This window comes from Mycolicibacterium fallax, from assembly GCF_010726955.1.
In the GTDB taxonomy this organism is placed as follows: domain Bacteria; phylum Actinomycetota; class Actinomycetes; order Mycobacteriales; family Mycobacteriaceae; genus Mycobacterium; species Mycobacterium fallax.
In genome coordinates, this window is the sequence record NZ_AP022603.1 from 1,383,707 (window position 1) to 1,405,071 (window position 21,365).

The following is a 21,365-nucleotide window of genomic DNA, read 5'->3' on the forward strand; positions in this document are numbered from 1 at the left end:
CGAGGCGGTAGCGGCCGGTGTCGGCGGGGGCCAGGGCCGCGGTGACGGCGGCGGCCAGCAAACCCGCCGCAGAACCCGTATCGACCCGCGTATCTACCCCTGTAGCCACCCCCGTATCGGGGGCTGTATCGGGGGTTGTAGCGGGGGTTGTATCGGGGGTTGTAGCGAAAAACGGGGGTGCATCCGGTATGCGATTCTGCTCCCGATTCGCACACCGCGTGCCAATACTCGCGCGCGCGCGCGTTGGGCCCATATCGCCCGGCCGAAGTCCCCCGAGCGGAGATAGCGCGGCGGTCACGCGGCCCGTGCCGGCGGCGATCATCGCGCCGCCCCCTCGCCGCCGAAGCCCATGCGATTCACGCGCCAGCAACCATCCGCGCCGGGGTTCAAGTCCTCACCGCGCGCCGCGGCCAGATCCGCCACCGGGGCCAGCAGCCGATCCAGCGACGCCGGCCGGATGCCCAACGCACGCGCCACCGCGCTGCGGGTGATGCCACCCACCAGGCACCACGCGATATACGTCGCCAGTGCCTGATCCACCTGCCGCTGGGCCTGCCGCAGCTGCACCGCCGCGGCGAGGGCAGCGCGCGGATCAGCGGCGTGCACGGCGGGCCGGGTGGCCACCTGCTGCAACGGCTTGGAAGATTCCGCCACGGCCATCACCACGGCGCGGGCGGCGGGGCCGATGCTGGCGGCATACGCGGCGCGGCTGCGCGGGTCGCGGGTGCGGATTTGGGGGCTCATGCGGAGGCCTTTCAGTAGCTGGCGGGGGCGATGTGGTCGGGGTTCAGCAGTGGAACTCCGGGGTCATAGGCATCGGATAGCGGGTCCCAGCGGCCCGCTGCGCGGTCGGGCCGGCCGTCGATCCCGTCCAGCACCACCACCGGCAGTTGGGCCACCGTGGGCAGCTCGCCGGTGGTGCGATCGCCCGGGAAAAGCGACCATCCCTGCCACTCGCCGGAGCCGTCCAGCGGGAAGCGCCAGCCCCACCGACGGACACGCGGGGTGCGCTCCAGGGCATCGCGGGTGCGCGCCCAACTGGCGGCCAGTTCGGCGTCCCCGGCGGTCTCCGGATGCTCCGCCGGGGTGTACCCGTAGTGCGCCTGGAACTGTTGCACTTTGCCCGCGGCGTCAGCCACGATCCCGCGGCCGCGCATCCCGTCGGTGATGCCCTCGGCGGCCTCAACGGCGGCCGCCTTGTCGTCCTTGAACAGCACCTCGATCGGCCCGGCGGGGCCGGGCTTCGGGCGGCCGAAAACGATGCGCGTGGCGGCGTTCTGGGCGATGCGACCGGGTATCGCGCTGGCGTAAGTGTGCTGCGTCGACAACACCAGGTGGAGTGCGAAACTGCGGCCCTGCGCGAAGATTTTGCTGGCCACATTGACCATCGCGGCACCCGCCCCGCGCTCCGCGGGATCGGCGGATCCGAGCAGCTCGTCGAGGCCCTGGCCCCACTCATCGATAAACACGACGACGGGTTCCCACACCGGCCGGCTGATGCCCCGCCGGGCCAGCAGCGGCATCAACGCCGACCGGCGCTCCAGCTCATCCCGCAGCCACAGCAGCAACCGCGAAATGCCGCCGATCGTGGTGCTGTAGTGCACCACCCCCGGCATCCGCGCGCCGTAGAGAAACTCCAGGTCAGGGTCCACCTTGAACGCCCCGATTGCGACCGCTGCCCCCTGTAGAGCCAGTCCTGTGATCATGGTCAGGATGGATCGGGTTTTGCCTGCACCGGACGTGCCCGCGATCACCACGTGAGGCCGCTTCGCGAGCGGCACTTCGATGCGCTCACCCGCCGCGGTAACCCCCACCGGCAGAACCAGTTTCGGCGCTACCACGAACCGCTGCTCCGGGCTGTGCGGAAGCCAGAACTGCGTGGGCTCCATGTGCACGAACTTCGGGAACGCGACCGCCGGACGAGTGTTCAACTTGATGCGCAGATGGGTGCCCTCGGCCTCGCAGCGGAGGTCCGGGCAGCGGAACAGGGACGCCAGCGTGCCTTCGGCTTTCACCGCGTCGCGGACGCTGAGACCGCCCGGGAGCCGCACCAGAAGCTCGGGGCCGCGGGGTCCGATTTCACGCGCCAAGATGCGCGGCGCGAGAACACTGCCGTCGGACTTCTTCACCGTCAGACCGGCCCGCTCGAACAGCAGGCGCGACACCTTTTTCCCCTCGGCGGTGTCCTGCGCGTAGATCGCGGCGGCCGTCTTTCCGGCTGCCCGCCACGGCTGCGCGGGGTCCTCGCCGACGATGCCGCGCGTGAGGGTGAAGCGGCTGGCATCGACCGGCGCGGCGGCGTAATCGCCCCATTCCCAGGCTCGGATCAGCCCCACAACGCCGCGCGCCGCATCGACCAGGACGGTGCCCAGCGGCACCCGAACCTGGACCTGAACACCGTTCGCGCCGTGCGGGATTGCGCGCAGCCGCGACCCGGCCGGCAGCCCCAGCCGCGTCACCTGCTCGACGGTGGTGTAGCGGTTCCAGCGGTCGATCACGTGCTCGCGGGCGGTGACTTCGGCGGGCTTCTCGTCGGCCTGCGGGCCCTGCACCTGCCCGCAGCGGGAGACGCGCTCGGCGAGTTCCGCGAGTTCCGCGGCCTGCGCGGCGAGGCGGCGAGCCTGCTCGGCTTTGGCATCGGCTTCGGCCGCGCGGTCGACGAACTCCGGCGCCGGATCCGGCTGCGGCGCGCGGGTTTTCGGGCGCGGTTTCGGCGCCGGTTCAGGTGCGGAAAGGTCGTCGCCGAGGCCGAAAAGGTCATCGAACTCGGACATCAGAAATCCCAATCATCAGCAGGAGCAGCCGCAGCCGGGCCGGCAGCTGGGGCAGCGGAGCCGCCGCCGTTGCCGTTGGTGAACCGCGCGGTGATCCGCCCGTCGGACTGCCGCGTCACAAAGCCTCCGGCGATCTCGCGCACCCGGAGTTCGCGCAGCAGCGGGCCCTGCAATTGGCCGAAGCTCTGCGCCGTTTTGGCCGGATCATCTACCCGCCAGACGACCAGGACGTCGCCGCCGTTGAGCAGCTCAACATCCTCGATCACCGCCCACGGGGTGAACTCCCCGCTCTCCGGATCGGTGTCGCCCGCCTTCAGCGCCTGCGCCACCCGCAGCCACGCCGCGCGAACCGGAGCGTCACGCCCGTCGATCCCCAGCATCACGCTGGCGGCGCTCCCCTCTGGCGCCTCGAAGCCCGCGGTCAAGCCCAGGGCGTGCGCATCAGCGGTGTCCAGCTGCGGCTCCGGCGGCGGCTTCTGCCCGGCCATCTCGGCCGCGCCAGCCGCCCTTTCCCAACGCTCACCGGCGATCTCGTAGCCGGCCTTCGCCACCCCCAGCCACCGCAAACGCGCGACGACTCCCCACCCGGCCAGCCCGCCGACAACCACCGCCAGCACGGCGGGGCCCGCGGCCCCGAAGCCCAGCAGCATCAGCGCCGGGGCGGCCACCACGCCAAGCCATCCGGCGGTCGCCGCCTGCTGCGCGGCGGTGGTCCGCACCCCGGCCGCGGGGCCGTCCGGCGCCCGGTGCGGCGGCAGATCAGCGAGCGGGTCGCGCCGGCGTCCGGCGGAGTAACCGCCGGCCAGCAGCGCGGCCAGCCCGATGAGAAACGGCCAGCTGGTGAGGCCTGCTACCCACGGCTTTTCAACCTGCGGCGGGGCGGCGTGGTAGGCGGCGAGATCGCGCTGATGCTGGCGGGTTTCGCGCTCATACTGCGCCCATTTTTCAAACGCCGCGGCGTATTCCGCCTGCGCCTCCTCGACCGCGCGCTGGTGCTCCGTCGACCGCCGGGTTAAGCAAGATTGGAAGCCGAAATCGCCGGAGCGGCCGCACGAACTGAAGCTGAGGGGCGGCACCGATGCGTGGGTCGGCTTCGCCACCCGCACCGGCGGAACCGGGGCCGGCGCGGTGGTCTGCAGCGCCCCGCAACCGGACAGCGTGAGGGCGCCGGCGATGGTCGCGGCGGCGGCGAAACGGCGGGGGAAACGGCTCATGGCAAACAGTGTGAGCTTTTCGCACACGGTGTGCGAATGGCGAATGTCTCGGTTTCAGAGAAGGTTCCGGCACCAGACGGTTCGGGACGGCCCGCGACGGGCAAAGCCGTTACCAAACTGTGACCCCAGGGGGTGTCGCCGGACCGCGCCCTCTTCGACGGGTGGAGCTGGGGCGTGATGGCATGTGCAGCAGTAGGACGGCTAAGGAAGGCGAATTGCTGTGGAAATGTTGACGATTCGGCAGGTTGCGGGGCTCGCGCGGGTGAGCGTGAGCACCGTAGAAAGGGCAGTGCGCCGCGGCGAGCTGCGGGCTTTCAAGCTCGGGCGCGCGACGCGGATCAGCTCTGCGGACGCGCGCGCATGGCTCACCGCGGCCCCTGTGCAGGTGCAGGTTCGGGCCACCAGCGACGCCGCGGAGGGTGCCGCGTGAGCGCCCGCGCGGCCGCGGCGGCAGTCGCGGATCACGCCATCGCGAACGAGATGCCGCTACCGTGGGTGACGGTCTACGCCGCCGAGGCCTACTTGCTTCTCGGCTGCGAGCCACCCCTTGCGCATGGGCCCGCGATTGCCATGGCGCGGCGGGAGATCGGCGTCGAGGGCGAGACGCAGGTGCTCGCCTGGCTCGCCGACCACCGCGACTGGATCACGGCCGCGGGCGCGGCGTTGACGGCGCTCGACGACCTCGAGACTGATCCCATCCCCGATACTCCCCGCGAGGCCGCCCTGATCGGTGCGGCCGCCGAACGCGCGGCCCTGGCTGCGGGTGCGCCGCTGGCCGAGGTCATCTGGCACGGCACCTGCGCGACGGCGCAGGCGCAGGCGCGCTTCTGGGGCATCGAACCGGGCATCACCCGCATCTGCGGCGCAGATCCCATCGCCGGCGCGGCCGCCCGCTGGGCCGCGCTGCCCAACGCGCGGCTCATCGAAATCGCCAACGCGGTGCATCAGCGGCTGCGGGAGTTTGCGGCGGCCGCCGAGGCCGCCGAGGCCGACAAGGCTGCCGCAGAGGAGGCGGGCCGGTGAGCGCGCGCCGCTACTGGGCCTGGGTCCTCGCCGCCGCCGTCGCCGTCTCCGTGGCGGGCAATGTTGGCCATGCGATCCTCACAGCGAACCCCGCGCTGCGCACACCGGCCGCCGTCGCAGCGGCGCTCCCGCCGCTCGCCTTGTTGGCCGTGACCGAGGGGCTCGCGCGTAGCCACGGCCGCGGCGTCCGCCGCAGGGTCTACCGCGCCGGTGTCGGCGGAGCTGTGGTCATCGCCGCCTTGGCGTTCGTGCTCAGCTTCGCCGCCCTGCGCGATTTGGCCGTGATGCTGGGCCAGCCGGCCGCCGTGGCCGCCGGGTGGCCGTTGCTGGCAGATGCAACTATCGCGGTCGCCTCGATCATGGTGCTGGCGCTGAAGCCTGACGAGGCGGCGACCACCCCGGCCGCCCCGGTGGCCGGGGCCGTGGCCGGGGCTGTGGCCAGCGGCAACACCTCCGCGGCGGCGGCCGGGGTGGACGGGGAGGCGACCGGGGAGGCCGGGGAGGCGGCCGGGGTGGACGGCGAGGTGGTCGGGGTGGACGGCGGGGTGGCCGGGGTGGCCGGCGGGGTGGCCGGGGAGTTCCGGGAGCTGGCCGAGCAGCTGGTGCGGGAGGGGCGGGTGCGGGCCCCGGCGGCCACGGTGGCCGCCGCACTGGCCGCCCTGGCCGGCGGGCGGTCGCTGCGGGCGACCGCCAGCGCGACCGGGTTGCATCGGACAGCTGTGCGGCGGCTGGCGGGCCTGGCGGCGGAGGTGGGGTGACGGACGGGGTGCCGGGGGGCGTTTGATAACAGTTCGATAACGATCTCTATCGAGTCACACCCGCCACTCCAGTCCCTAGGCGTCCAGGGGAGTCCAGAGCGTCCACAGCGGCGTCCGTGCCGTGCACGCCGTACTCCGGGTGAGTCGACGCTGCGGATTGGCCCGCTGGACACCCCGAAAACTGCTGGTCAAAGTGGTAGCCATCCGACGAGAACCAAGGAGATCCGATGACGACTACCGCAATCGAGCCCGAGCTGATCTCGGTCGATCAGCTCGCCGCCCGCTGGAGTGTCCACCCGGACACCGTCCGCGCCCTCATCGCCGGTGGCCGCCTGAAAAGCGTCCGCGTCGGCCGCCTGCTGCGCATCCGCCGCGAGGCGGCCGAGGCGTACCTGGCGGGTGCCGCCTGAAATAGCAGAGGCCACCCGGGACGGTGGCCTCTGCTGAGTTTTCTCGCCCTCTAAAGCAAAGAAAGTTCTCACGATGACTGTATCAAATTCTCCGGCCAGCGCACAGGTTCCGACGCGCCCGGTCGACCCCGACCTCGCCCGGCGCGTCATCTGGCGGATGCTCCTCGACCTCGCCGCCGCCGACCCCGCCGCCGTCCTGCGCAGCGCGGAGCTGGTGCCCACCGAGGAAGTCCGGCAGCTGCAGCCGGCCGCCGGAGCCGCCTACGCGCTGATGGCCTCCGTGGCCGAGGCCGGCGAGGATCCGGCCGCAGACAACTTGATGGCCGCCGCGCTCCGCGACGGCCTGCTGGCCGGGCAGCAGGGCGAGGCGCTGAAGCGCGTCCTCCTCGCGCTGGCAACCGCCCACGGCGAGGCCCTGCGCCTCCCCACCAGCCGCGCGGACGTCGCCGGGCTGATCCTCCGCGCGCGCGCCGAACAATTCGCCTACGCGCTCGGATTGAATGCAGGAACCCTCGGCGAGGCCGAACTGGTGCGGGCCATCCGGGGCGGCTGCGCGGCCCTGCTTGGCTCAGCGGCAGAGTTCGCCCGGGCCCAGCTGGCCGCAGGCGCTACCGCCGACGACGCGGGCGCCGAGCCCGCCGAGGTTGCTGAGCTTGAGGCTGAGCAGTTGGAGCTCACCGCGGGCAGCGGAGAGGTGGCCGCATGATGACCGGAACTGACGGCTGGGATCCGTACGAAGACGTGCCGCCGCTCGGCGACGACGACGCGCCGCCTGAGTGGGAGGGCGCCCCTGATGCGGTGGTCGTGCCGTTCGACCGGGCTGAGCGGCAGGATAGGAAGGGCGCGGGCGCCAAGACTAAGCATCTGCCGAGGGCGCTAGTGCTGCCGCCGCCCGATTGTCCCCTGCCCGTCGCACGGGAGCTGATTCGCGCGCTCTGGACGGACGCCGAAGGCCGCGAGTTGATCGCCAGCTGGCGTGGGCAGTGGGCCGCCTACGCGGGTACGCACTGGGAAGTTGTGAGCCGCGCAACGATCCGCGCGATCTTGCAGCGCGCGGTAGAACAAGCGGTAGTTCAGCAGGCGAACGGCGAGGTCAAGCCCTGGAATCCGAACAGCCGCCGCATGGCCGACCTGATGGAGGCTCTGGCGTCGGCGGTACACCGCGACGACGAGGCAGAGGAGGACCGCGTAGGCCGGGTCGCGATGGGGAACGGGATCCTGGACCTGGAGACGCTGGAGTTGGCCCCGCACACTCCGGAGTGGTTCAGCTTCACCTGTCTGCCCTATGACTACGCCCCGCTCGCTGGCGAGCCGATTGCCCTGCTCGCCTTTTGCCGGAGCGTATGGGGGGACGACGCCCCGTCGATAGGGATGCTGCAGGAGTGGCTGGGGTACGCCGTCAGCGGCAGCCTGGCCAAGCAGAAGGCGCTACTCCTCGTCGGGGCCAGGCGCGCGGGCAAAGGGACGATCCTGAAGCTGCTGACGGCGCTGGTCGGCGCCAAAAACTGCGCGCCGCTCACCCTCGACGCGCTGGGGCGCCAGTTCGGTCTCCAGCGTGCGATCGGCAAGACTCTCGGGCTTATTGCGGACGCGCGCCAGGACGGCCGATCGCCAGCCCTCCTGATAGAGAGGCTGTTGATGATCATCGCCGGCGACGCCATCGAGGTGGACATCAAGAACCGCGAGCCGTGGCACGGGCAGCTCGCCCTCCGCCTGGTCATGGCGAGCAACGAGGTGCCCCGGTTCCGGGATAACTCCGGAGCAGTCGCATCGAGGTTCCTGATCCTGCGCTTCACTCGCTCGATGCTTGGCAAGGAGGATGAGGCCCTCGACGCGCGCCTCGCGGCCGAGATGCCTGCCATCTTCAACTGGGCGCTTAGCGGCCTGCGGCGCCTGGAGGAGCGGGGGCGCTTCTCCGAGCCAGAGTCGGCGATGGAGGACCGTGAACTGCTGGACGACCTCGCCAGCCCGGTGAACATCTTCGCCCGCGAGATCCTCGACGTCGGCGAAGGGTTCGAGGAGAAAAAGGATGTCGTCTACGCGTTTTGGCGGGCTTGGTGCGAGAAGAACGGGCATGAGCCTGGCTCAACCACTAGCTTCACTCGCAGCCTCCGGGCAGCCTTTCCCTCGGTGACCGCGCGCGGCCGGGCGAAGGCTGCGGAGGGCTATGGGGACCGCCCCCGCGTGTACGGAGGCGTCCGGCTCAAGCCGGGTGTCGCCACTCACCCCGACGCCGAACCCGTCGTCGTCGGCCGGTGGAGCGACGGCGCCCCCGCAACCGTCGACCGCTGCCTGAAGTGCGGCGACCTGCTCGGCCCGGGCGAGCACGGCTGCGTGTTCGACGCCCCGCCACCGGAGCCGCTCGACCTCGGCGTTTAACCTGCCGCAAAGAGGCCCCCACCACACGGCCGGTGGGGGCCTCTTTTGTGCTGCCAGCAAAGTGGGACAGGCGGCAGGGAAGTGGGACAAAGTGGGACAGATCCGCTCAAAGTGGGACGGCGCAACGCTTAGACGCCCCGATGGACGGCAGGCAACTCCGCCCCGAGCGAGTTCCTGTCCCACTTTGAGCGGATCTGTCCCACTTTGTCCCACTTCCTGTCCCACGCAAAAACCAGCTCTGAACTGCGATGTCCCACTTTGTCCCACTTTTAAACAGGTTATTTCTGCTCAAAGCAGCGCATAGAGGCCAGCTCTTGGGTGCGCGAAATGCGGGACAAAGTGGGACAGCAAACAATCGACCGCCCCCCCTGTCACCCCCACCTGCAACACTCGCCGCCATGGATCAGCTCACCACCCTGCTCGCCGAGATCTGCCGCCAGCACCCGGACGCCGAGACCGTCGCCGTCGCCCCGTCCGCCTGGACGCACGTCGCCCTGCGCCTGCAGGACGGCTCCGGGCTGTACCTGCACGCCGAGCTGGCCCGATGACCCCGGCCCAGCACCCCCGCGCCGCCTTCCTCGAGTGGCTCGCCGAGCAGCTGGCCGCCCGCGGCTTCACGGTGACCCCGCCCGCGCACCCGAACCCGGCCGAGCTCGCCGTCACCGGCCCCGACGGCCAGCGCTACCGGCTGCGGGTGGTCCGCACCGCCCGCCGCGGCGGCGACCCCGCCACCGCGTGACCCCCCGCCCCGCAACGAGAACACCCCGGCCGCTGTGGCCGGGGTGTTGTTGTTGTTGCTGCGGGTCAGGCTCCGCGGAGCGCGATGGTCAAGTCACCGACGCGGACCCGCTCGCCGCCCATCCCGCCGAGGACTTCGCAGCCGGCGGCGGTCAGCCGCTCTACCGCCGCGGCGAGGTCCGGCACGGTCACCTCGATCAGCGCGGGGCAAGCAACTTCGCCCTCCGCCACCTCGATGCTGAGGCCGGCACCGACACCGCGGCCCGGCGGCGCGGGGTGCGGGGTGTGGAAACAGAAACAGCCCCGTCGCGGTGACGGGGCTGCTCCTGTTGCTGTTGCGCCGCTAGCTGGCTGCTGCAGCTGCCCGGGCGGGCAACACGAATTCGATGTTGCAGGCCGAGCAGCAGGCGACCCGGTCATCGTCGGTGACGATCACCGGGGCCGGGTTGCACCGGTCGAGCGGCCCGCCCAAGGTCACGCCGCAGATGTGGCAGTCTTCAAAGTCGCCATCAAACATTTCGATCCCCTCTCTGCGCACCGCGCCCTCGGCGGATTGCGGGCCCAGCACAACACCTCCGACCGCCGCGGCGCGCACGCGGCGCGGGTCAGCCCACAAGCTCGGCCGGCCCCCACTCCCCGCCCGGCCACCGCGCAGCCACGACGTTGCCAGCGCTGATCGCAACGTCGAGTTCGCGCTCGCCCTCCGGGGCCATCACGGTCACCCGCCGCACCTCAGCAGCAGCGGCAGCCGCCGCGGCCCCAGTGTTGGGCTTCGGGGCCAACCCCACCACCCAGCCCTGCGCAATCCCGGCACCGGCGGCTATGAGCAGCATGGCCGCGCCGAGGATGGTCATGGTCTCGGCGCCCAGGACGTGTCCGGCGCCGGCGAGTGCCATGCCCGCGGCGGCGAGCGGGGCGATCCACCAGCCGGCGTCGGTGTTGGGGGTGCCGGGGGTGCTGGTGTCGGTGTTGTTCATGCCTTCTTCTCCTGTGTAGTGGCGGCGGGTGCCTGCTGCTGCGTCGCGGGGCGCCAACCCTCGCCCGGCAACCGGCCAGCGACCAGCTCGCCGCCTGCGAACCTGAGCTCCATCTCGCCGACGCCCGCGGAGCTGGCGACGGTGACGGTGATGACGCCGTCGGTCACGCGGCCGCCGGCGACGACGGTGAAGACGGGCTGTGCGGCGGGGGCGGGTGCGCGGCGGGCCAGCAGGGTGCGGGCGAGGTTGCGGATCATGTTCGTCTCTTTCTCGTCGGTGGGTCGGCCAGTAGCTCGGTGGCCGCTTGGACCGCCGCGAAGCTCGGCCGCGCGTACCGCTGCAGGCTGCGCAAGTTGGCGTGCCCGCTTTTCGCCATGAGCGTGGTAGTTCCGACCCCGGCTTCGGCCAGATGCGTGAGGCTGCTGTGCCGCAGCTGGTGCAGGGTGATCTCCCCGCCGGTGTACCGCTCGATCAGCGCCCTCGCCCGCCCATAGCTCAGCCGGGTGCGCCCCGTCTCATCGATGTCGCGGGACTTCGCCGCCGCCGCCCGCTGCGGCCCCGCCGGCAGATCTGTGAGGAACACCGGGCCGGAGGTGCGGCCGGCGACGAGCCGGCCGAGGATCGCGGCGGTCCCGTCACCCCACGCCACCTGAATCTGATGGCCGCCCTTCTGCCGAATCGTGGCCGATCGGTTGCGCAGGTCGAGATCCTCGACGTTGAGCTGCAGCACAGCGCTCGCCCGCGATGACGTCTCGTACAGCATCCGGAACAGGCACTTGTCCCGCAGCGGAACATCGCGCCGGCTGCAGAGCCGGTCGATGGTGTGCCAGTCGACGGCCCGCGTCTCGGCTCGCTTCTCTCGGCGGCGCTTCACCGTCCGCGGCAGCTCCGGGCAGGCCCAGCCGCTGTCGGCGCACCAGGTGAGCCAGCTGGTGACCACCGCGCGGTTGCGGTTCCAGGTGGACTCCGCGGCGCCGCCCCACAGATCCGTGAGCGCATCGGCGAGCTGCTGCCCGGTTACTTCGGCCAGGGCCCGGTCACCACCGACGGCCGCGGCGACCTTCTCCAACGTCGACGTGTAGGCGCGGCGGGTGTTCGCGCTGCCGGTCACGGTGGGCGATGCGAGGAACCGGTCGACGCTCTGCGCGACGGTCGGGGCACCGGCGCCGCGGCGGGCGCCGATCGCGGTGACGGTGGCCATCTGGGCCCTCCTCCGGCGAGTTGGACGATAACGTGCAATCCCGCGACGGTGCGGCACAGATGAATCCGCAGGTCGCTCACCGCCAATCATAGCCTAGTTGGACGATAATTGTCCATTATCGTCTAGGTCTAATTCGGCCCCTGCCCCTGAGCGGTGAAATAAAGTGCTTCCGTGCGCGACTCGGACGAATTTACGGCCCAGGCGGCGACCCCAGACGAAACGCAGGCCGGCACAGCGGCCGTTGATGAAACCGAAATGTTGATCCCTCCGGGACCGGCCAGCACGTCAGCAGGGCAGGCGCGGGCCTGGTCCGAGGGCGCAGCCGAGGACGAGTTCATCGACGTTCGCGAGATGCACTCGTGGAGCGCGGCCACCGGTTACGCCGCCGCGCTCACTTCGGTTGGTGCAATCGCAATCGCAATCGCGGTGGGATGGACGCTGCTCCGCCAGGACCGGCCGCCTAATCCTCCGAGCATGTCCACCATCGCCGGGCAACCGGCATCAGGGTCCCCGTCGCACCTTCCCGCCCCACCGCCGGTCACGGTGGATCCGTCCACTGTGGCGATGCCGACAGCGACGAGCCCGGCGGATCGTTCAACCTACGACAACACTTTTCTGCGGTTGATGGCCCGGGAAGGCTGGGGCTGCACGGACGGCACGGTAGGTGAACGCTGCGACGAGCAACTGCTCGCATTCGCATACCAGGCATGCAGCTATTCAGGGCAGTCTTACAGGTTTCTGTACGAAACTTTGGGTTTGCCGTCCTACCTCGGGCCGAGGATGATGCGCCGGGCATTGGCGAACGCGTCGCAGGCCTATCCGAACTGCGAGTTCACCGGCACCCCCTAACTGGCAACCGGATTCCTCACTGCCCCATCCCCCCGTCCGCCAATCGGGACGGGTTTTCGGCACTCCGCGACCTGCGCGAACGCAGCCGCCCGCGCGGATCCCCATCAGAGGTGTGGTGGAGACGGTGTTTCCACCGCCCCCTCCGAGCGCTACAGGTAGACGCCCACCCCAGTCGCCTCTGCCTGCCGCCCGGTCAACGCCGCGCGCAGCCCAGCCGTATTCACCGACCCGTCGACCAGCACGCACCGGCGAACGGCTTCCCGCAGATCGGCACCCGTCGTCTCCGGCGGCGCCGCCTCCGCCACGGCGGCAGTGTCGACGTCGCCGGAGATCCGGGCGCACAGCGCGTCCAGAATCGCCGCCCGCGCGGCGAGGTCCGGGTAACCCACCTCGACCGTGGCGTCGAACCTGGCGGCGCGCACCGCCGCAGGATCCAAGGTCTTCGTCGTGTTGGCGGTGGCCAGCAGCAGGATCGGCTCGTCGCGGTGCTCGTCCATAGCGGCGAGGAACTGCCCGAGAGCGGCATCGATGCTGCCGCCGCGCGAACCCCCGACCGCGAGGTCGATGTCTTCGATGATCAGCAGGATCGGCCCGCCGATCTGCACGAGTTCCGCGGTCACACTCTGCAGGTTGTACGCGGCTGAGCGCCCGTCGAGGTAGACGACGGTGGCCGTGCCCGCGAGCTCGCCCGCGATCACCTCCACGGCGGCGGACTTGCCGGTCCCGGGCGGCCCGGTCAGCAGGACACCTCGGCGGCCGCCCAGCGCGAGTTCCCGCATCCGGACGGCCTCGGTCGTGATCGACGCGGCGGCCAGGTCCAGCTCGGCCCACACTGCCGGGTCGACCGCGACATCGGCGCGGGTCAGCGCCGGCGCGGGGCGGGCCTCCAGCGTCGCGTAACTGCCGCCGCCGTCCGCGCGCCAGACCCCGCCGCGGTACGGATCATGCCCCTCTCGGCCGCGGCGGATCAATTCGTCGAGCGCCCCAGCCGCGGTGCCCTCGTCGCAGGCGATCACCTCCACGTGGATGCTGCGGTCGCCCGCCTCCCACGCCACCACCACGGCGCCCTCGGCCAGGGCGTCGGTCGCCAAGGCGACCTCGTGGGGGTACGTGTACACCCGCCTGTTCGGCCCCTCGATTCGCAGCCAGGTCAGCGCGTCATTCAGCTCGGCATACCTCCGCCGGCCGTAGCGGCGCGGACCGATCTGCGCGGGCTGCGCCGCATGCACCAGCTCACCGAGGGCCAGGCCCGCACGGACACCGTCGACGGGCCCGAGACCGCGCTTCATCCGGCACACACGCGCCAGGTCCACGCCGCCGAGCTGCGCGGCGATCCATGCGTCGCGGGTACCGGGCTCGGGCACGTCGGGGTCGGGCACCACCGCGCCGCCGGAGAGCAGCTGCCCCAGCGCGGCCAAGGTCTCGCGGACCGTGATCGGCTGGCGATCCAGCCAATCAGCAAGTGATGCATTGATTTTCGCGTCCGCGGCCAACGCAGGCGCGGTGCCGTTCAGAGTGTCAGGCATGAAGAATCCTCAGCAGTTCGGGCGGCCCCGGACGGGGCTAGCGTGGCTGAGGCATGGGGGCGACAGTAGCAGCGTCTGACGACAACCGGCCCCCGCTGAGCCCGTCGCGACGACCGCGCCCCAGGCCCCCACCTACGGTGACGTGCAGCCGCCGGGATGCCGGAAACCCGGTAGCCACACCCCATTCGGAGAGTAACGTCACCCTCTTCGCACCCCCGCGGAGCCCCACCCCGGAGCCGCCGATGCCCGCCCAGCCCAGCCGCGCCCCCGCGACGCCGCCTACTACGCGCAGTTCAGCCGCGCCGCAGTGCTCCAGCATCTCCGGGGTCGGGAGGTCGACGAGCCGGCCCACCCCGCCGCGCCCCGCGACCGTGACCGGCCCTGACGCCGCGGTGACCGCAGCCTCCCGCGCCTATCTCGCCGCGCACCCGCTCACCGACGCGGAGCTGGCCGCGCTCGCTCGCTTCCGCGCCGGCGACTGCGCCGGCTTGTGGCGGCGCGTCGAGGGCGGGGCGTGGGAGCAGCTGCAGACGGGCGGCTGATCAACGCTTCCGCGGCCCGCGCTTCCGCGGGTCCTCGTCACCTTCGTCGCCGCGGATCAGCGTCCCGCCGCGCACGGCCTCGGCGCGCGTGTACGCGCCGGTGGCGATCAGCTCGGTTTCGCTGGCCCGCCGATACGGCACTACTTTCTCCGGCGCCTTGTTCCCTGCGCCCTGCTGGCCGCCCCCGCCGTAGCCCGGCGCGACCGGCACGCCGCCGCCGCCCATCGGCGCGGCGCCCGTGCGCTGCCCGGCGGCGCGCGTGTCCTGGACGGGCTCGGCGCCGCTGAGCGTCACCCGCGGCGCCGCCTGCTGTCCGCCGCTGACGTTAGTGCTGGTCGTCGCGCCGCTGAAGCTGGTGCCACCGACCTGCGGCTTGGGGGCGGCCGGAGCGATCGGCGCACCGCCGGCCGCGGCGGGGGTGACGGCGGCTGCTGCGGCCAGGGGGGCGAAGTCGGCGGCGCGGTTGCGGGCGGCGTCGTCGAGCGCCTGCTGAAGGGCGTCGCCGCCGGACTCCGGCTTCTCCGCGGGCTTGCCCTGCGCAGCTGCCGGCGACGCTGCGGGTGCACCGGCCGCGACCGGCTGAGGCTGCTGCTGCTGTTGGGGCTGCCCCTGCTGCTGGAGTTCCTTCAGCAGGTCGGCGATGCGCGCCTGGGCCTCCGGGCTGCGCGACGGTGCAGGCCCGGGCGCCGCACTGGCCGGCGCGATGCGCGGCGACGCGGGGCCGCCGGGGGAACCGTGACTGCCGCGGAGGTGATTGACAGCGCAGTCGGGGGCGCCGGCGGGGGTGCCGTCAGAATCGATGATCGGCAGAATCAGCGTCTCGCCCAGGAACTTGGCCGATTCCGCCAGGTTCGTCGCGATGCGCGCCATGTCCGCGGTCAACGCCGCGTCCGCGGACTCGCGCTCCCGGATCTTCTTGGCCAGATCCGTCGTGGCGTCGCGGGCTTCCGCGCCTTCCTCGGCGGTGGGCTCCCGACCGTCGTTCACGGCGTCGGCGATCACGGCCTGCGCGGCTCTGCTGCGGGCCTCGGCGGCCTCCATCCCCGCGGCATTGAATCCGCCGGTTTCGGCCTTGGTGTGCCACCCGTACACCGCGCTATGCAGCTGGTTGAAGCCGCCTTCGCCGACGCGGTAGAGATCCTGCGCCTCCCGCAGGGTCTCCACCGCGGGCATCAGGGTGTGCTCGAAAACCTCGTCGGGGGTCGCACCGGAAACTGTGTTGTCCAGCTGGTCCAAACCGGTGCGGATCTCCGAGGGCGAGTACGCCGCCCGCAGATTGGCGAACAGCTGCCCGCCGCCGCCGTCGACAAATTCTTTACCAGGATCTTCCCAAGCCATGTCGGGGATGCTGACACGTCGGAGGCCTGGGGGCCGCGCGCGGCGCGGTGTCAGAACGCGGTGATCGGCTGGATTTTCAGCCGCCGCAGGGTGCGGGCGAGGATAGACGCGCCAGCGGGGTCGTCGACGACACCAATGAGGATCGCGTTGCCGTCTCCATCGACAAGGAACATCGGGGAACCGGAGTCGCCGTCGATGCCGCCGCCCGATCCGATATAACCCCCCGCACCCCAGAAGCTGGAGCACCAGCTGCCGGTCGTTGCGCCAAAGTTGCACACCGGCACCCCCGCGGCGTCGTTGTCCATGGTCGATCGGGGCAGTGCATGTAGTTCTGTCTCGCTCAGCGCGCCGATCACAGGGCGGCCGGCGACGTAGGCTGCGGCCTTCTCCCCGGCGCGCGGGGTCCAGATGATGCCGGAGTCCTCTGCGGGGGGCCTTTCCCCGACGGGTGCGTCGGCGTCTTCATCACGCGTGACGCGGATCTCTTCCACCTCGCCCAGATACTCGCCGTCGACCGTCACCGTCCCCGCGCAGTGCCCCGCGGTGAGGAAGCCCGTGCGCCCTGTCGACGGCTGGCGCACCGCCGGGCCCAGCGTGCAGTTGCCGCCGCTGCCGTCCGCCTGCGTGACGTGAATCTTCGCGCCCGGCACAGCGCCGTGCTTCACCGGCGGCTGATACGGGATCGACACGTACACCGACTCCACCGGCGCCGGCTCCCCCGCCGCCGGCTCCCCCGCCGCCGCCGACGCATCTGCAACTCCCGCCGGTTCTGCACTCTCGTGTGCGGCCCCCCCGCTGCTGCAGCCAGCCAGTAGCAGCGCCACCGCGGCCGCCGCGGCCGCCGAACTCCCCCAGGTCATGCCACCTATTCTCCCATTCGCCGCAACCCCGCGGCGAATGCGCATTTTCGCGCACAAAATGTGCAACACCGCGGCTGTTGCACATGCCTTTGCATGACGTAAATATGCAACTGTTTTCGCAGGTCAGAGGCGGTTTTTGGTGCTACCGTGATGGCATGACAACAGCAACTGAAACCCTGGAAATCACGTACTCCGAATTCAGCGGCACCCGCGACCTGCTGGAGGAACTGGAGCTGCTCGCGCGCGAGGCCCGCCGGGCGGCCGACACCCTCGACGGCCCGGCCTCCTTGGGCATGACCACCCAGGAGCGGTACGCGGCCACCGAGCGCATCTGGCGGGACCTGCTGGCAGAGATCTACGCAATGGACTCCGGCCGCTAAAGCTGAAGCGGCCCCTGCACCCGAGGGGGAGGGGATGCAGGGGCCGCGCGGATAGGGAAGTATCCGCCGCCGATTCTCCGCCCCCGGAGGCCCGGGCGGCGAGCGCGACACGGTTCGCCGCGGCTCTAGCCCACGGCGCCGGGGTCCATCCGCCGCGGCGCCACGCTGGGCTGGGTGCCGCCGCTGCCGGTGCTCGTCTCCGCAGCGTTGGCGGGGCCGGTGCCGGGCTTGCCCACGGTGGGCAGGCCGGGCGTGCCGCCGGAGGTGAACCCGCCGCCACCGCCACCGCCGCCGCCGCCGCCGTCGTCATCGCCGCCGCTGCGTCCCAGCGGCGGGACCGCCGTGGGTTCTACGGCCGGTTCAGCACCGCCGGGCACCGGGTAGGTCACGTCCGCCGGGGCGGGACCGGACACCGGGCCGCCGAGGGCGGCGCCGCCGCCGGCGTCGGGCAGCCGGAAGTACCCGCCGCGCTCACCCAACTGGGTGGGCACCGCGTCGGCGCCCACCACGTCGTATTTCTGCAGGTCGTAGAATTCGCCGTCGCCGAGCACCATGAACCGCTGATCCCCCGCGACGAGGATGTCGCCGGGCGCGGACTTGGCCGGCGGGATCTGCTGGCCGAGGTCCTGGCCGGGCACCGGCGGCTTGAGGCCCGCCTGCGCGGCGGCGTCGGCCAGGCTCAGCGGTTTGGCCGGGTCGGCGCCGGCGAGCAGCTGCGCCATCTTCGCGGTCTTCGGATCCGGGAACTCGACGCCCTTCTTGCCCTTGACGTCGACTTTCGTCTCGGGCTTGGCCTCGGCGGCCTTGGCCTCGGGCTTGCTCTGCCCGGTTCCGGGGCCGGGGGCCGGCATCGCGGCCGCCGGAGCGGGCCCCGGCTGCGGCGCCGCCGCGGCCGGCTGCTGCTGCTGGCGGCTGTTGTCGAGGCCGGTCAGCGGCCGGATCTCCCGCCGCTGGTCCTTGGACTTGTCGTCGGCGGGGTCTTTGAGCTTCTTCGGCTCCTCCGCCTGCTTGCCGAGGTCCTTGAGCCCGGCCGGCGCCGGGGTCTGCTGGCCGAGGCCGCTCAGCGGGCTGCCCCCCAGCGGGCTGGCCCCCAACGGGTTGCCGGTTGCCGGGGTGCCCTGCTTGCCGAGCTGGTCGAGCAGCTTGTCGACGCCGGAGTCCGGCTTCGGCTGCGGGGTCGGGGTCGGGGCCGGCTGCGGGGCGGGTGTGGTGTCGGGTTTCGTCTCCGGCTTCGGCTTCTCGTTGCTGGCGTTGCTGGCGGTGCGGGCGCCGTAGACGGCGGTCAGTGGGGTGAGCTGCTCGGTGAACAGGCCGTCGATGCTGCCGGTGGCGGCGCGGATCTTGGCGGCGTTCTGGACCACCGCGTCCTCCAGCGTGCGGGTGGCGCCGGTGCTGCCGTCGAGCTTGCCGGAGTTGGCGGCCCAGCTCTCGCGCAGTTCCCGGTTGGCGGTGCGGAACGCGCCGTGGCTTCCCCCCGCCGCATCCGCTGCGTGCTTGAGCTGCGCCATGATCAGCGGCGCCTGGTCGGGCAGCGCTCGCATCGCGGCGAAGGTGGGGGCCAGCTTCTCCCGGTACTGCAGGAAGTAGTCCTCGCCGGAGTTGCGCAGGGCCTGGTCGACGGCGTCATAGGCGTCAGCGATGCCGGCCAGCCACGCCGTGACGGCGTCCTTCACGGCAGGGGTGTCCAGGGGGATCGGCTGATCCACCGTGCCGCCCTGCTGCCAGGAGACGCCGTCGGGGCCGTCGCTGTAGCCGTACAGGTTGCGCTGAATGCTGGTGAGGATCGCATCGGCGGTCTTGACGTTCTGCTCCTCGGAGCCGGGCAGGGTGAAGGTGTTCCGGCCGTCGGGTGCGGCCCAGGCGTTGTAGCTGCCACCATCGTCATTTACAAGGAGATTGAGGCCCATCCCGATCCACCCGACCGGGCCGGGGACCGCGCCGAGCGCGCCGAGGGCGGCGTCCACGTAACGGCCTTCGTTCAGCGCCTTGACCGCGAGGACGGCGCTTGCGACGTTGCCGGCCACCGGCACGAAGCGGAACCCCTTCTGGAGCGCGCCGATGGGGACCTTCTTCAGGCCGGGGGTGTCGTGCTTGACCGCCGCCTGCTGCAGTTTGCCGGCGGTCGCGTCGGTCAGCTTGTGCCCGACGTCGCGCTGCCAGCGGTAGAAGCCCCTTGCGCGGTCGCCGGCATCGGCGGCCGCGGCCTTCGCGGCGCCCTTCTTGCCGTCGCCGTCACCCTTGCCGTCGCCCTTCTTGGCGCCGTCACCCTTGTCCTTACCGCCGCCGTCACCCTTCTTGCCGGCGTCGCCCTTGCCGGCCTTCGCATCAGCGGCGGCGGCGGCCTTCTCTTGCGCGTTGAAGATGCGCGCGGCCTCGGCGCGGATGCGCGCCTCCCGCGCCTCCGCCGCGCGTTCGGCCTCGAACTCCGATCGCAACATCAGCGCACCTCCCCGGCGGCGGCGTCGCGGTAGCGCCGCACCGTGCTGGCGCTCACTTGAAATTCGGCGGCCAAGGCCTCGACGCGCTCGCCTTCCAGGGCCCGGCGGCCGATCTGCGCGCGGACCGCGGGGTTGCTGATCCTGTGCTCAAAGCTGCGGCCGGGAACACCCCGGCTGAGCTGCATGTTTGCGTTCATGCTGCCGTGGTACCACGCGGCGCGGTGCCACGACGGGTAGGGCGCGGTCCGGCGACGCGGCGCAGCGGTCGGTGCCCCGTGGCAGCATCAAATGCATGAGCAAGCCGTACGACGAGGCCCAGAACGCGGCGATGTGGGCCCAGCTGCCGCCGTGGCCGGCCTGGAAAGTCGTCGCCGTCGAGGTGGTCGGCGAGTTTCGGGTCCGCGTCACTCACGAGGACGGGACGGTCGGAGAGCACACGTTCGCGCCGGAGGACTTCCGCGGGGATTTCGCCTCGATTGCCGACCCCGAGGTGTTTGCGACGGCAACGATCGTCGATGGTGACACTTTGGGGTGGGTTCTGCCCGGCGGTGTGATCTACGACGTCGCTCCCGATGCCTTGTGGTTGCATGCGCACGGGCATTGCGATCACAGCTGCGGCCACCCGCCGCGATGAGCCCCGCCAACTTCGCCGCCCTGACCACCCTCCGCGTCGGCGGCCCCGTTGCCCGGCTGATGACGGCGACCACCGCCGAGGAACTGGTCACCGCCGCGGCCGATCCTGATGCGCTGCTCGTCGGCGGCGGCTCCAACCTGCTGGTTGGCGATGACGGCTTCCCCGGCACAGTGGTCTTGGTGCGCACCACCGGCGTCGAGGTCGACGGCGACTTGGTCACCGTCGCGGCCGGCGAGAACTGGGACGGCTTCGTCGCCGAGATGCTCGCTGCCGGGCGCGGTCAGTTGTCCGCCCTGTCCGGCATCCCCGGGACGGTGGGGGCGACGCCGATTCAGAATGTCGGCGCGTACGGTGCGGACGTGTCGCAGTTTCTGACGGGCGTCACGGTCTACGACCGGGAGCTGCAGAAGGTCCGCGACATGTCCGCTGAGGATTGCGGTTTCGGATACCGGACCTCGATCTTCAAACGCAACTCGCGCCGGGTCGTGCTGTCCGTGACGTTCCGGCTGCCGGTGTGCGAAACCGCCAGCGTGACCTATCCGCAACTAGCCGGCCGGCTCGGCGTTCGGGTCGGGGACGACGCTCCGGCGGGTGCGGTGCGGGACGCGGTGCTGGCGCTGCGCCGCAGCAAGGGCATGGTCCTCGACGCCGAGGATCGCGACACGTGGAGCGTCGGCTCATTCTTCATCAACCCCGTCGTCGCCGAGGTCCCGGCCGCGGCGGATGGTGGGCCGGCACACCCGGCCCCCGCGGGGGTGAAGCTGTCTGCGGCATGGCTGATCGAGAACGCGGGATTCGGTCCGGGATTCACCGTGCCGGGAAGCGGGGGCCGGGCGGCGCTGTCGACGAAGCACACCCTGGCGATCACTAACCGCGGCGGCGCCACCGCCGCCGATGTCCTGGAGCTGGCTGGGCACATCCGCGACGGGGTGTGGGAGCGGTTCGGGGTGCAGCTGGCGCCGGAGGCGACGCTGGTGGGCTGCGAGCTGCGCTGACCGCGCCCCGCCCCGTCGCACGCCGCCCGCGGCTGCACGCTGCGAGCATGGACATCTTCAGCGACCCCGGCCCCGCCCGCCGCGAGGCCCTGGCGGCCCGCTACCGCGCGCTGCTGACCGATGCGCGCCGCGCCGGCGGCGTCATCCCCGGGCACCTGTCCGGAGGGGAGCGGGAGGTGCTGGCCGCGCTGCTCAGCGGCGCCGAGCCCGACGCCGCGGTCTGCCAGCGCCTGGCGCCCGGCATCTTCGGGCTGCGCGCCGCCGAGGCTGATCCGGCTGCGGCAGAGGCGCGGGCGAGAGTGTGGCTTCAGGACGTGGCGCGGGGCTGA

The 21,365-nt window shown here is 71.6% G+C and carries 26 protein-coding genes; 13 read left to right on the forward strand and 13 right to left on the reverse strand.

Annotation, left to right across the window (positions count from 1 at the left end; all coding sequences use genetic code 11):
* Nucleotides 1–318: 318 nt before the first annotated feature.
* Genes G6N10_RS06570 through G6N10_RS06580 form a run of 3 tightly spaced genes read right to left on the reverse strand, consistent with a single transcriptional unit; the run spans nucleotide 319 to nucleotide 3,988 of the window.
* Entirely contained in the window at nucleotides 319–744 is a 426-nt protein-coding gene (locus G6N10_RS06570; protein ID WP_085100147.1) for a hypothetical protein, read from the reverse strand.
* An 11-nt stretch (nucleotides 745–755) separates the two neighbouring features.
* Nucleotides 756–2,774 (reverse strand): FtsK/SpoIIIE domain-containing protein, encoded by a 2,019-nt coding sequence (locus G6N10_RS06575; protein ID WP_085100144.1) that lies wholly within the window; start codon nucleotides 2,772–2,774, stop codon nucleotides 756–758.
* Nucleotides 2,774–3,988 (reverse strand): hypothetical protein, encoded by a 1,215-nt coding sequence (locus G6N10_RS06580; RefSeq protein WP_085100141.1) that lies wholly within the window; start codon nucleotides 3,986–3,988, stop codon nucleotides 2,774–2,776. The genes G6N10_RS06575 and G6N10_RS06580 overlap by 1 nt, the downstream gene beginning before the upstream one ends.
* Before the next feature lie 226 nt (nucleotides 3,989–4,214).
* Here G6N10_RS06580 and G6N10_RS20710 point away from each other — a divergent pair, with 226 nt between their 5' ends.
* From G6N10_RS20710 to G6N10_RS06620, 8 genes are all read left to right on the forward strand, one after another.
* The gene (locus tag G6N10_RS20710) at nucleotides 4,215–4,418 is read left to right on the forward strand and encodes a helix-turn-helix domain-containing protein (protein WP_085100138.1); all 204 of its coding nucleotides are present in this window, start codon (nucleotides 4,215–4,217) and stop codon (nucleotides 4,416–4,418) included.
* A complete protein-coding gene (locus G6N10_RS06590; protein WP_085100135.1) occupies nucleotides 4,415–5,011 on the forward strand; it encodes a hypothetical protein in 597 nt (198 codons plus the stop codon). Before G6N10_RS20710 ends, G6N10_RS06590 begins: the two co-directional genes overlap by 4 nt.
* A complete protein-coding gene (locus G6N10_RS06595) occupies nucleotides 5,008–5,769 on the forward strand; it encodes a DUF2637 domain-containing protein (RefSeq protein ID WP_163742271.1) in 762 nt (253 codons plus the stop codon). The genes G6N10_RS06590 and G6N10_RS06595 overlap by 4 nt, the downstream gene beginning before the upstream one ends.
* A gap of 227 nt (nucleotides 5,770–5,996) precedes the next feature.
* On the forward strand, nucleotides 5,997–6,179 hold the full coding sequence (locus G6N10_RS06600) for an excisionase family DNA-binding protein (protein WP_085100762.1): 183 nt from the start codon (nucleotides 5,997–5,999) through the stop codon (nucleotides 6,177–6,179).
* A 73-nt stretch (nucleotides 6,180–6,252) separates the two neighbouring features.
* Entirely contained in the window at nucleotides 6,253–6,885 is a 633-nt protein-coding gene (locus tag G6N10_RS06605; protein ID WP_133055210.1) for a hypothetical protein, read from the forward strand.
* Complete coding sequence (locus G6N10_RS06610; RefSeq protein ID WP_085100756.1) at nucleotides 6,882–8,558, forward strand: DNA primase family protein; 1,677 nt, start codon at nucleotides 6,882–6,884, stop codon at nucleotides 8,556–8,558. Before G6N10_RS06605 ends, G6N10_RS06610 begins: the two co-directional genes overlap by 4 nt.
* Before the next feature lie 398 nt (nucleotides 8,559–8,956).
* Nucleotides 8,957–9,106, forward strand: coding sequence for a hypothetical protein (locus G6N10_RS06615; protein ID WP_163742274.1), 150 nt, complete (start codon nucleotides 8,957–8,959; stop codon nucleotides 9,104–9,106).
* A complete protein-coding gene (locus tag G6N10_RS06620) occupies nucleotides 9,103–9,297 on the forward strand; it encodes a hypothetical protein (protein ID WP_085100753.1) in 195 nt (64 codons plus the stop codon). Before G6N10_RS06615 ends, G6N10_RS06620 begins: the two co-directional genes overlap by 4 nt.
* Before the next feature lie 65 nt (nucleotides 9,298–9,362).
* On the opposite strand, the gene G6N10_RS06625 is transcribed toward G6N10_RS06620, so the two are convergent.
* The 5 genes from G6N10_RS06625 to G6N10_RS06645 form a co-directional block, all read right to left on the reverse strand.
* Nucleotides 9,363–9,527, reverse strand: coding sequence for a hypothetical protein (locus G6N10_RS06625; RefSeq protein WP_163742277.1), 165 nt, complete (start codon nucleotides 9,525–9,527; stop codon nucleotides 9,363–9,365).
* Nucleotides 9,528–9,639: 112 nt separating this feature from the next.
* A complete protein-coding gene (locus tag G6N10_RS06630) occupies nucleotides 9,640–9,891 on the reverse strand; it encodes a hypothetical protein (protein ID WP_163742281.1) in 252 nt (83 codons plus the stop codon).
* A 10-nt stretch (nucleotides 9,892–9,901) separates the two neighbouring features.
* Nucleotides 9,902–10,273 carry a hypothetical protein gene (locus tag G6N10_RS06635; protein ID WP_085100750.1) on the reverse strand — a complete coding sequence of 124 codons (372 nt, stop codon included), beginning with the start codon at nucleotides 10,271–10,273 and terminating at the stop codon, nucleotides 9,902–9,904.
* Nucleotides 10,270–10,530 (reverse strand): hypothetical protein, encoded by a 261-nt coding sequence (locus tag G6N10_RS06640; protein WP_085100748.1) that lies wholly within the window; start codon nucleotides 10,528–10,530, stop codon nucleotides 10,270–10,272. The genes G6N10_RS06635 and G6N10_RS06640 overlap by 4 nt, the downstream gene beginning before the upstream one ends.
* Nucleotides 10,527–11,474, reverse strand: a complete 948-nt coding sequence (locus tag G6N10_RS06645) for a tyrosine-type recombinase/integrase (RefSeq protein ID WP_085100745.1) — start codon at nucleotides 11,472–11,474, stop codon at nucleotides 10,527–10,529. Before G6N10_RS06645 ends, G6N10_RS06640 begins: the two co-directional genes overlap by 4 nt.
* Before the next feature lie 171 nt (nucleotides 11,475–11,645).
* On the opposite strand from G6N10_RS06645, the gene G6N10_RS06650 reads away from it, so the two are divergent.
* Nucleotides 11,646–12,323 carry a hypothetical protein gene (locus G6N10_RS06650; protein WP_085100741.1) on the forward strand — a complete coding sequence of 226 codons (678 nt, stop codon included), beginning with the start codon at nucleotides 11,646–11,648 and terminating at the stop codon, nucleotides 12,321–12,323.
* 149 nt (nucleotides 12,324–12,472) lie between these two features.
* On the opposite strand, the gene G6N10_RS06655 is transcribed toward G6N10_RS06650, so the two are convergent.
* The 3 genes from G6N10_RS06655 to G6N10_RS06665 all read right to left on the reverse strand — a co-directional run bounded on the left by G6N10_RS06655 (nucleotide 12,473) and on the right by G6N10_RS06665 (nucleotide 16,433).
* On the reverse strand, nucleotides 12,473–13,849 hold the full coding sequence (locus G6N10_RS06655; RefSeq protein WP_133055208.1) for an AAA family ATPase: 1,377 nt from the start codon (nucleotides 13,847–13,849) through the stop codon (nucleotides 12,473–12,475).
* Between the two features lie 542 nt (nucleotides 13,850–14,391).
* On the reverse strand, nucleotides 14,392–15,729 hold the full coding sequence (locus tag G6N10_RS06660; protein WP_085100735.1) for a hypothetical protein: 1,338 nt from the start codon (nucleotides 15,727–15,729) through the stop codon (nucleotides 14,392–14,394).
* 50 nt (nucleotides 15,730–15,779) lie between these two features.
* Nucleotides 15,780–16,433, reverse strand: a complete 654-nt coding sequence (locus G6N10_RS06665) for a chymotrypsin family serine protease (protein WP_163742284.1) — start codon at nucleotides 16,431–16,433, stop codon at nucleotides 15,780–15,782.
* Between the two features lie 311 nt (nucleotides 16,434–16,744).
* Between G6N10_RS06665 and G6N10_RS06670 the strand changes: the two genes are divergently transcribed.
* On the forward strand, nucleotides 16,745–16,969 hold the full coding sequence (locus G6N10_RS06670; RefSeq protein ID WP_085100729.1) for a hypothetical protein: 225 nt from the start codon (nucleotides 16,745–16,747) through the stop codon (nucleotides 16,967–16,969).
* A 125-nt stretch (nucleotides 16,970–17,094) separates the two neighbouring features.
* Here the strand turns inward: G6N10_RS06670 and G6N10_RS06675 are convergent, their stop codons facing one another.
* Together G6N10_RS06675 and G6N10_RS06680 are read right to left on the reverse strand one after the other, a co-directional pair.
* Nucleotides 17,095–19,407, reverse strand: coding sequence for a hypothetical protein (locus G6N10_RS06675; protein ID WP_133055206.1), 2,313 nt, complete (start codon nucleotides 19,405–19,407; stop codon nucleotides 17,095–17,097).
* Nucleotides 19,407–19,604 (reverse strand): helix-turn-helix domain-containing protein, encoded by a 198-nt coding sequence (locus tag G6N10_RS06680; protein WP_085100723.1) that lies wholly within the window; start codon nucleotides 19,602–19,604, stop codon nucleotides 19,407–19,409. The genes G6N10_RS06675 and G6N10_RS06680 overlap by 1 nt, the downstream gene beginning before the upstream one ends.
* Before the next feature lie 95 nt (nucleotides 19,605–19,699).
* Between G6N10_RS06680 and G6N10_RS06685 the strand changes: the two genes are divergently transcribed.
* From G6N10_RS06685 to G6N10_RS06695, 3 genes are read left to right on the forward strand one after another with little or no spacing between them, the layout of a single operon-like run.
* Nucleotides 19,700–20,041: a DUF2442 domain-containing protein gene (locus tag G6N10_RS06685; protein ID WP_085100720.1), complete on the forward strand. Its 342-nt coding sequence runs from the start codon at nucleotides 19,700–19,702 to the stop codon at nucleotides 20,039–20,041.
* On the forward strand, nucleotides 20,038–21,036 hold the full coding sequence (locus G6N10_RS06690; RefSeq protein WP_085100717.1) for a UDP-N-acetylmuramate dehydrogenase: 999 nt from the start codon (nucleotides 20,038–20,040) through the stop codon (nucleotides 21,034–21,036). The genes G6N10_RS06685 and G6N10_RS06690 overlap by 4 nt, the downstream gene beginning before the upstream one ends.
* A 47-nt stretch (nucleotides 21,037–21,083) precedes the next feature.
* Nucleotides 21,084–21,365 (forward strand): hypothetical protein, encoded by a 282-nt coding sequence (locus G6N10_RS06695; protein WP_085100713.1) that lies wholly within the window; start codon nucleotides 21,084–21,086, stop codon nucleotides 21,363–21,365.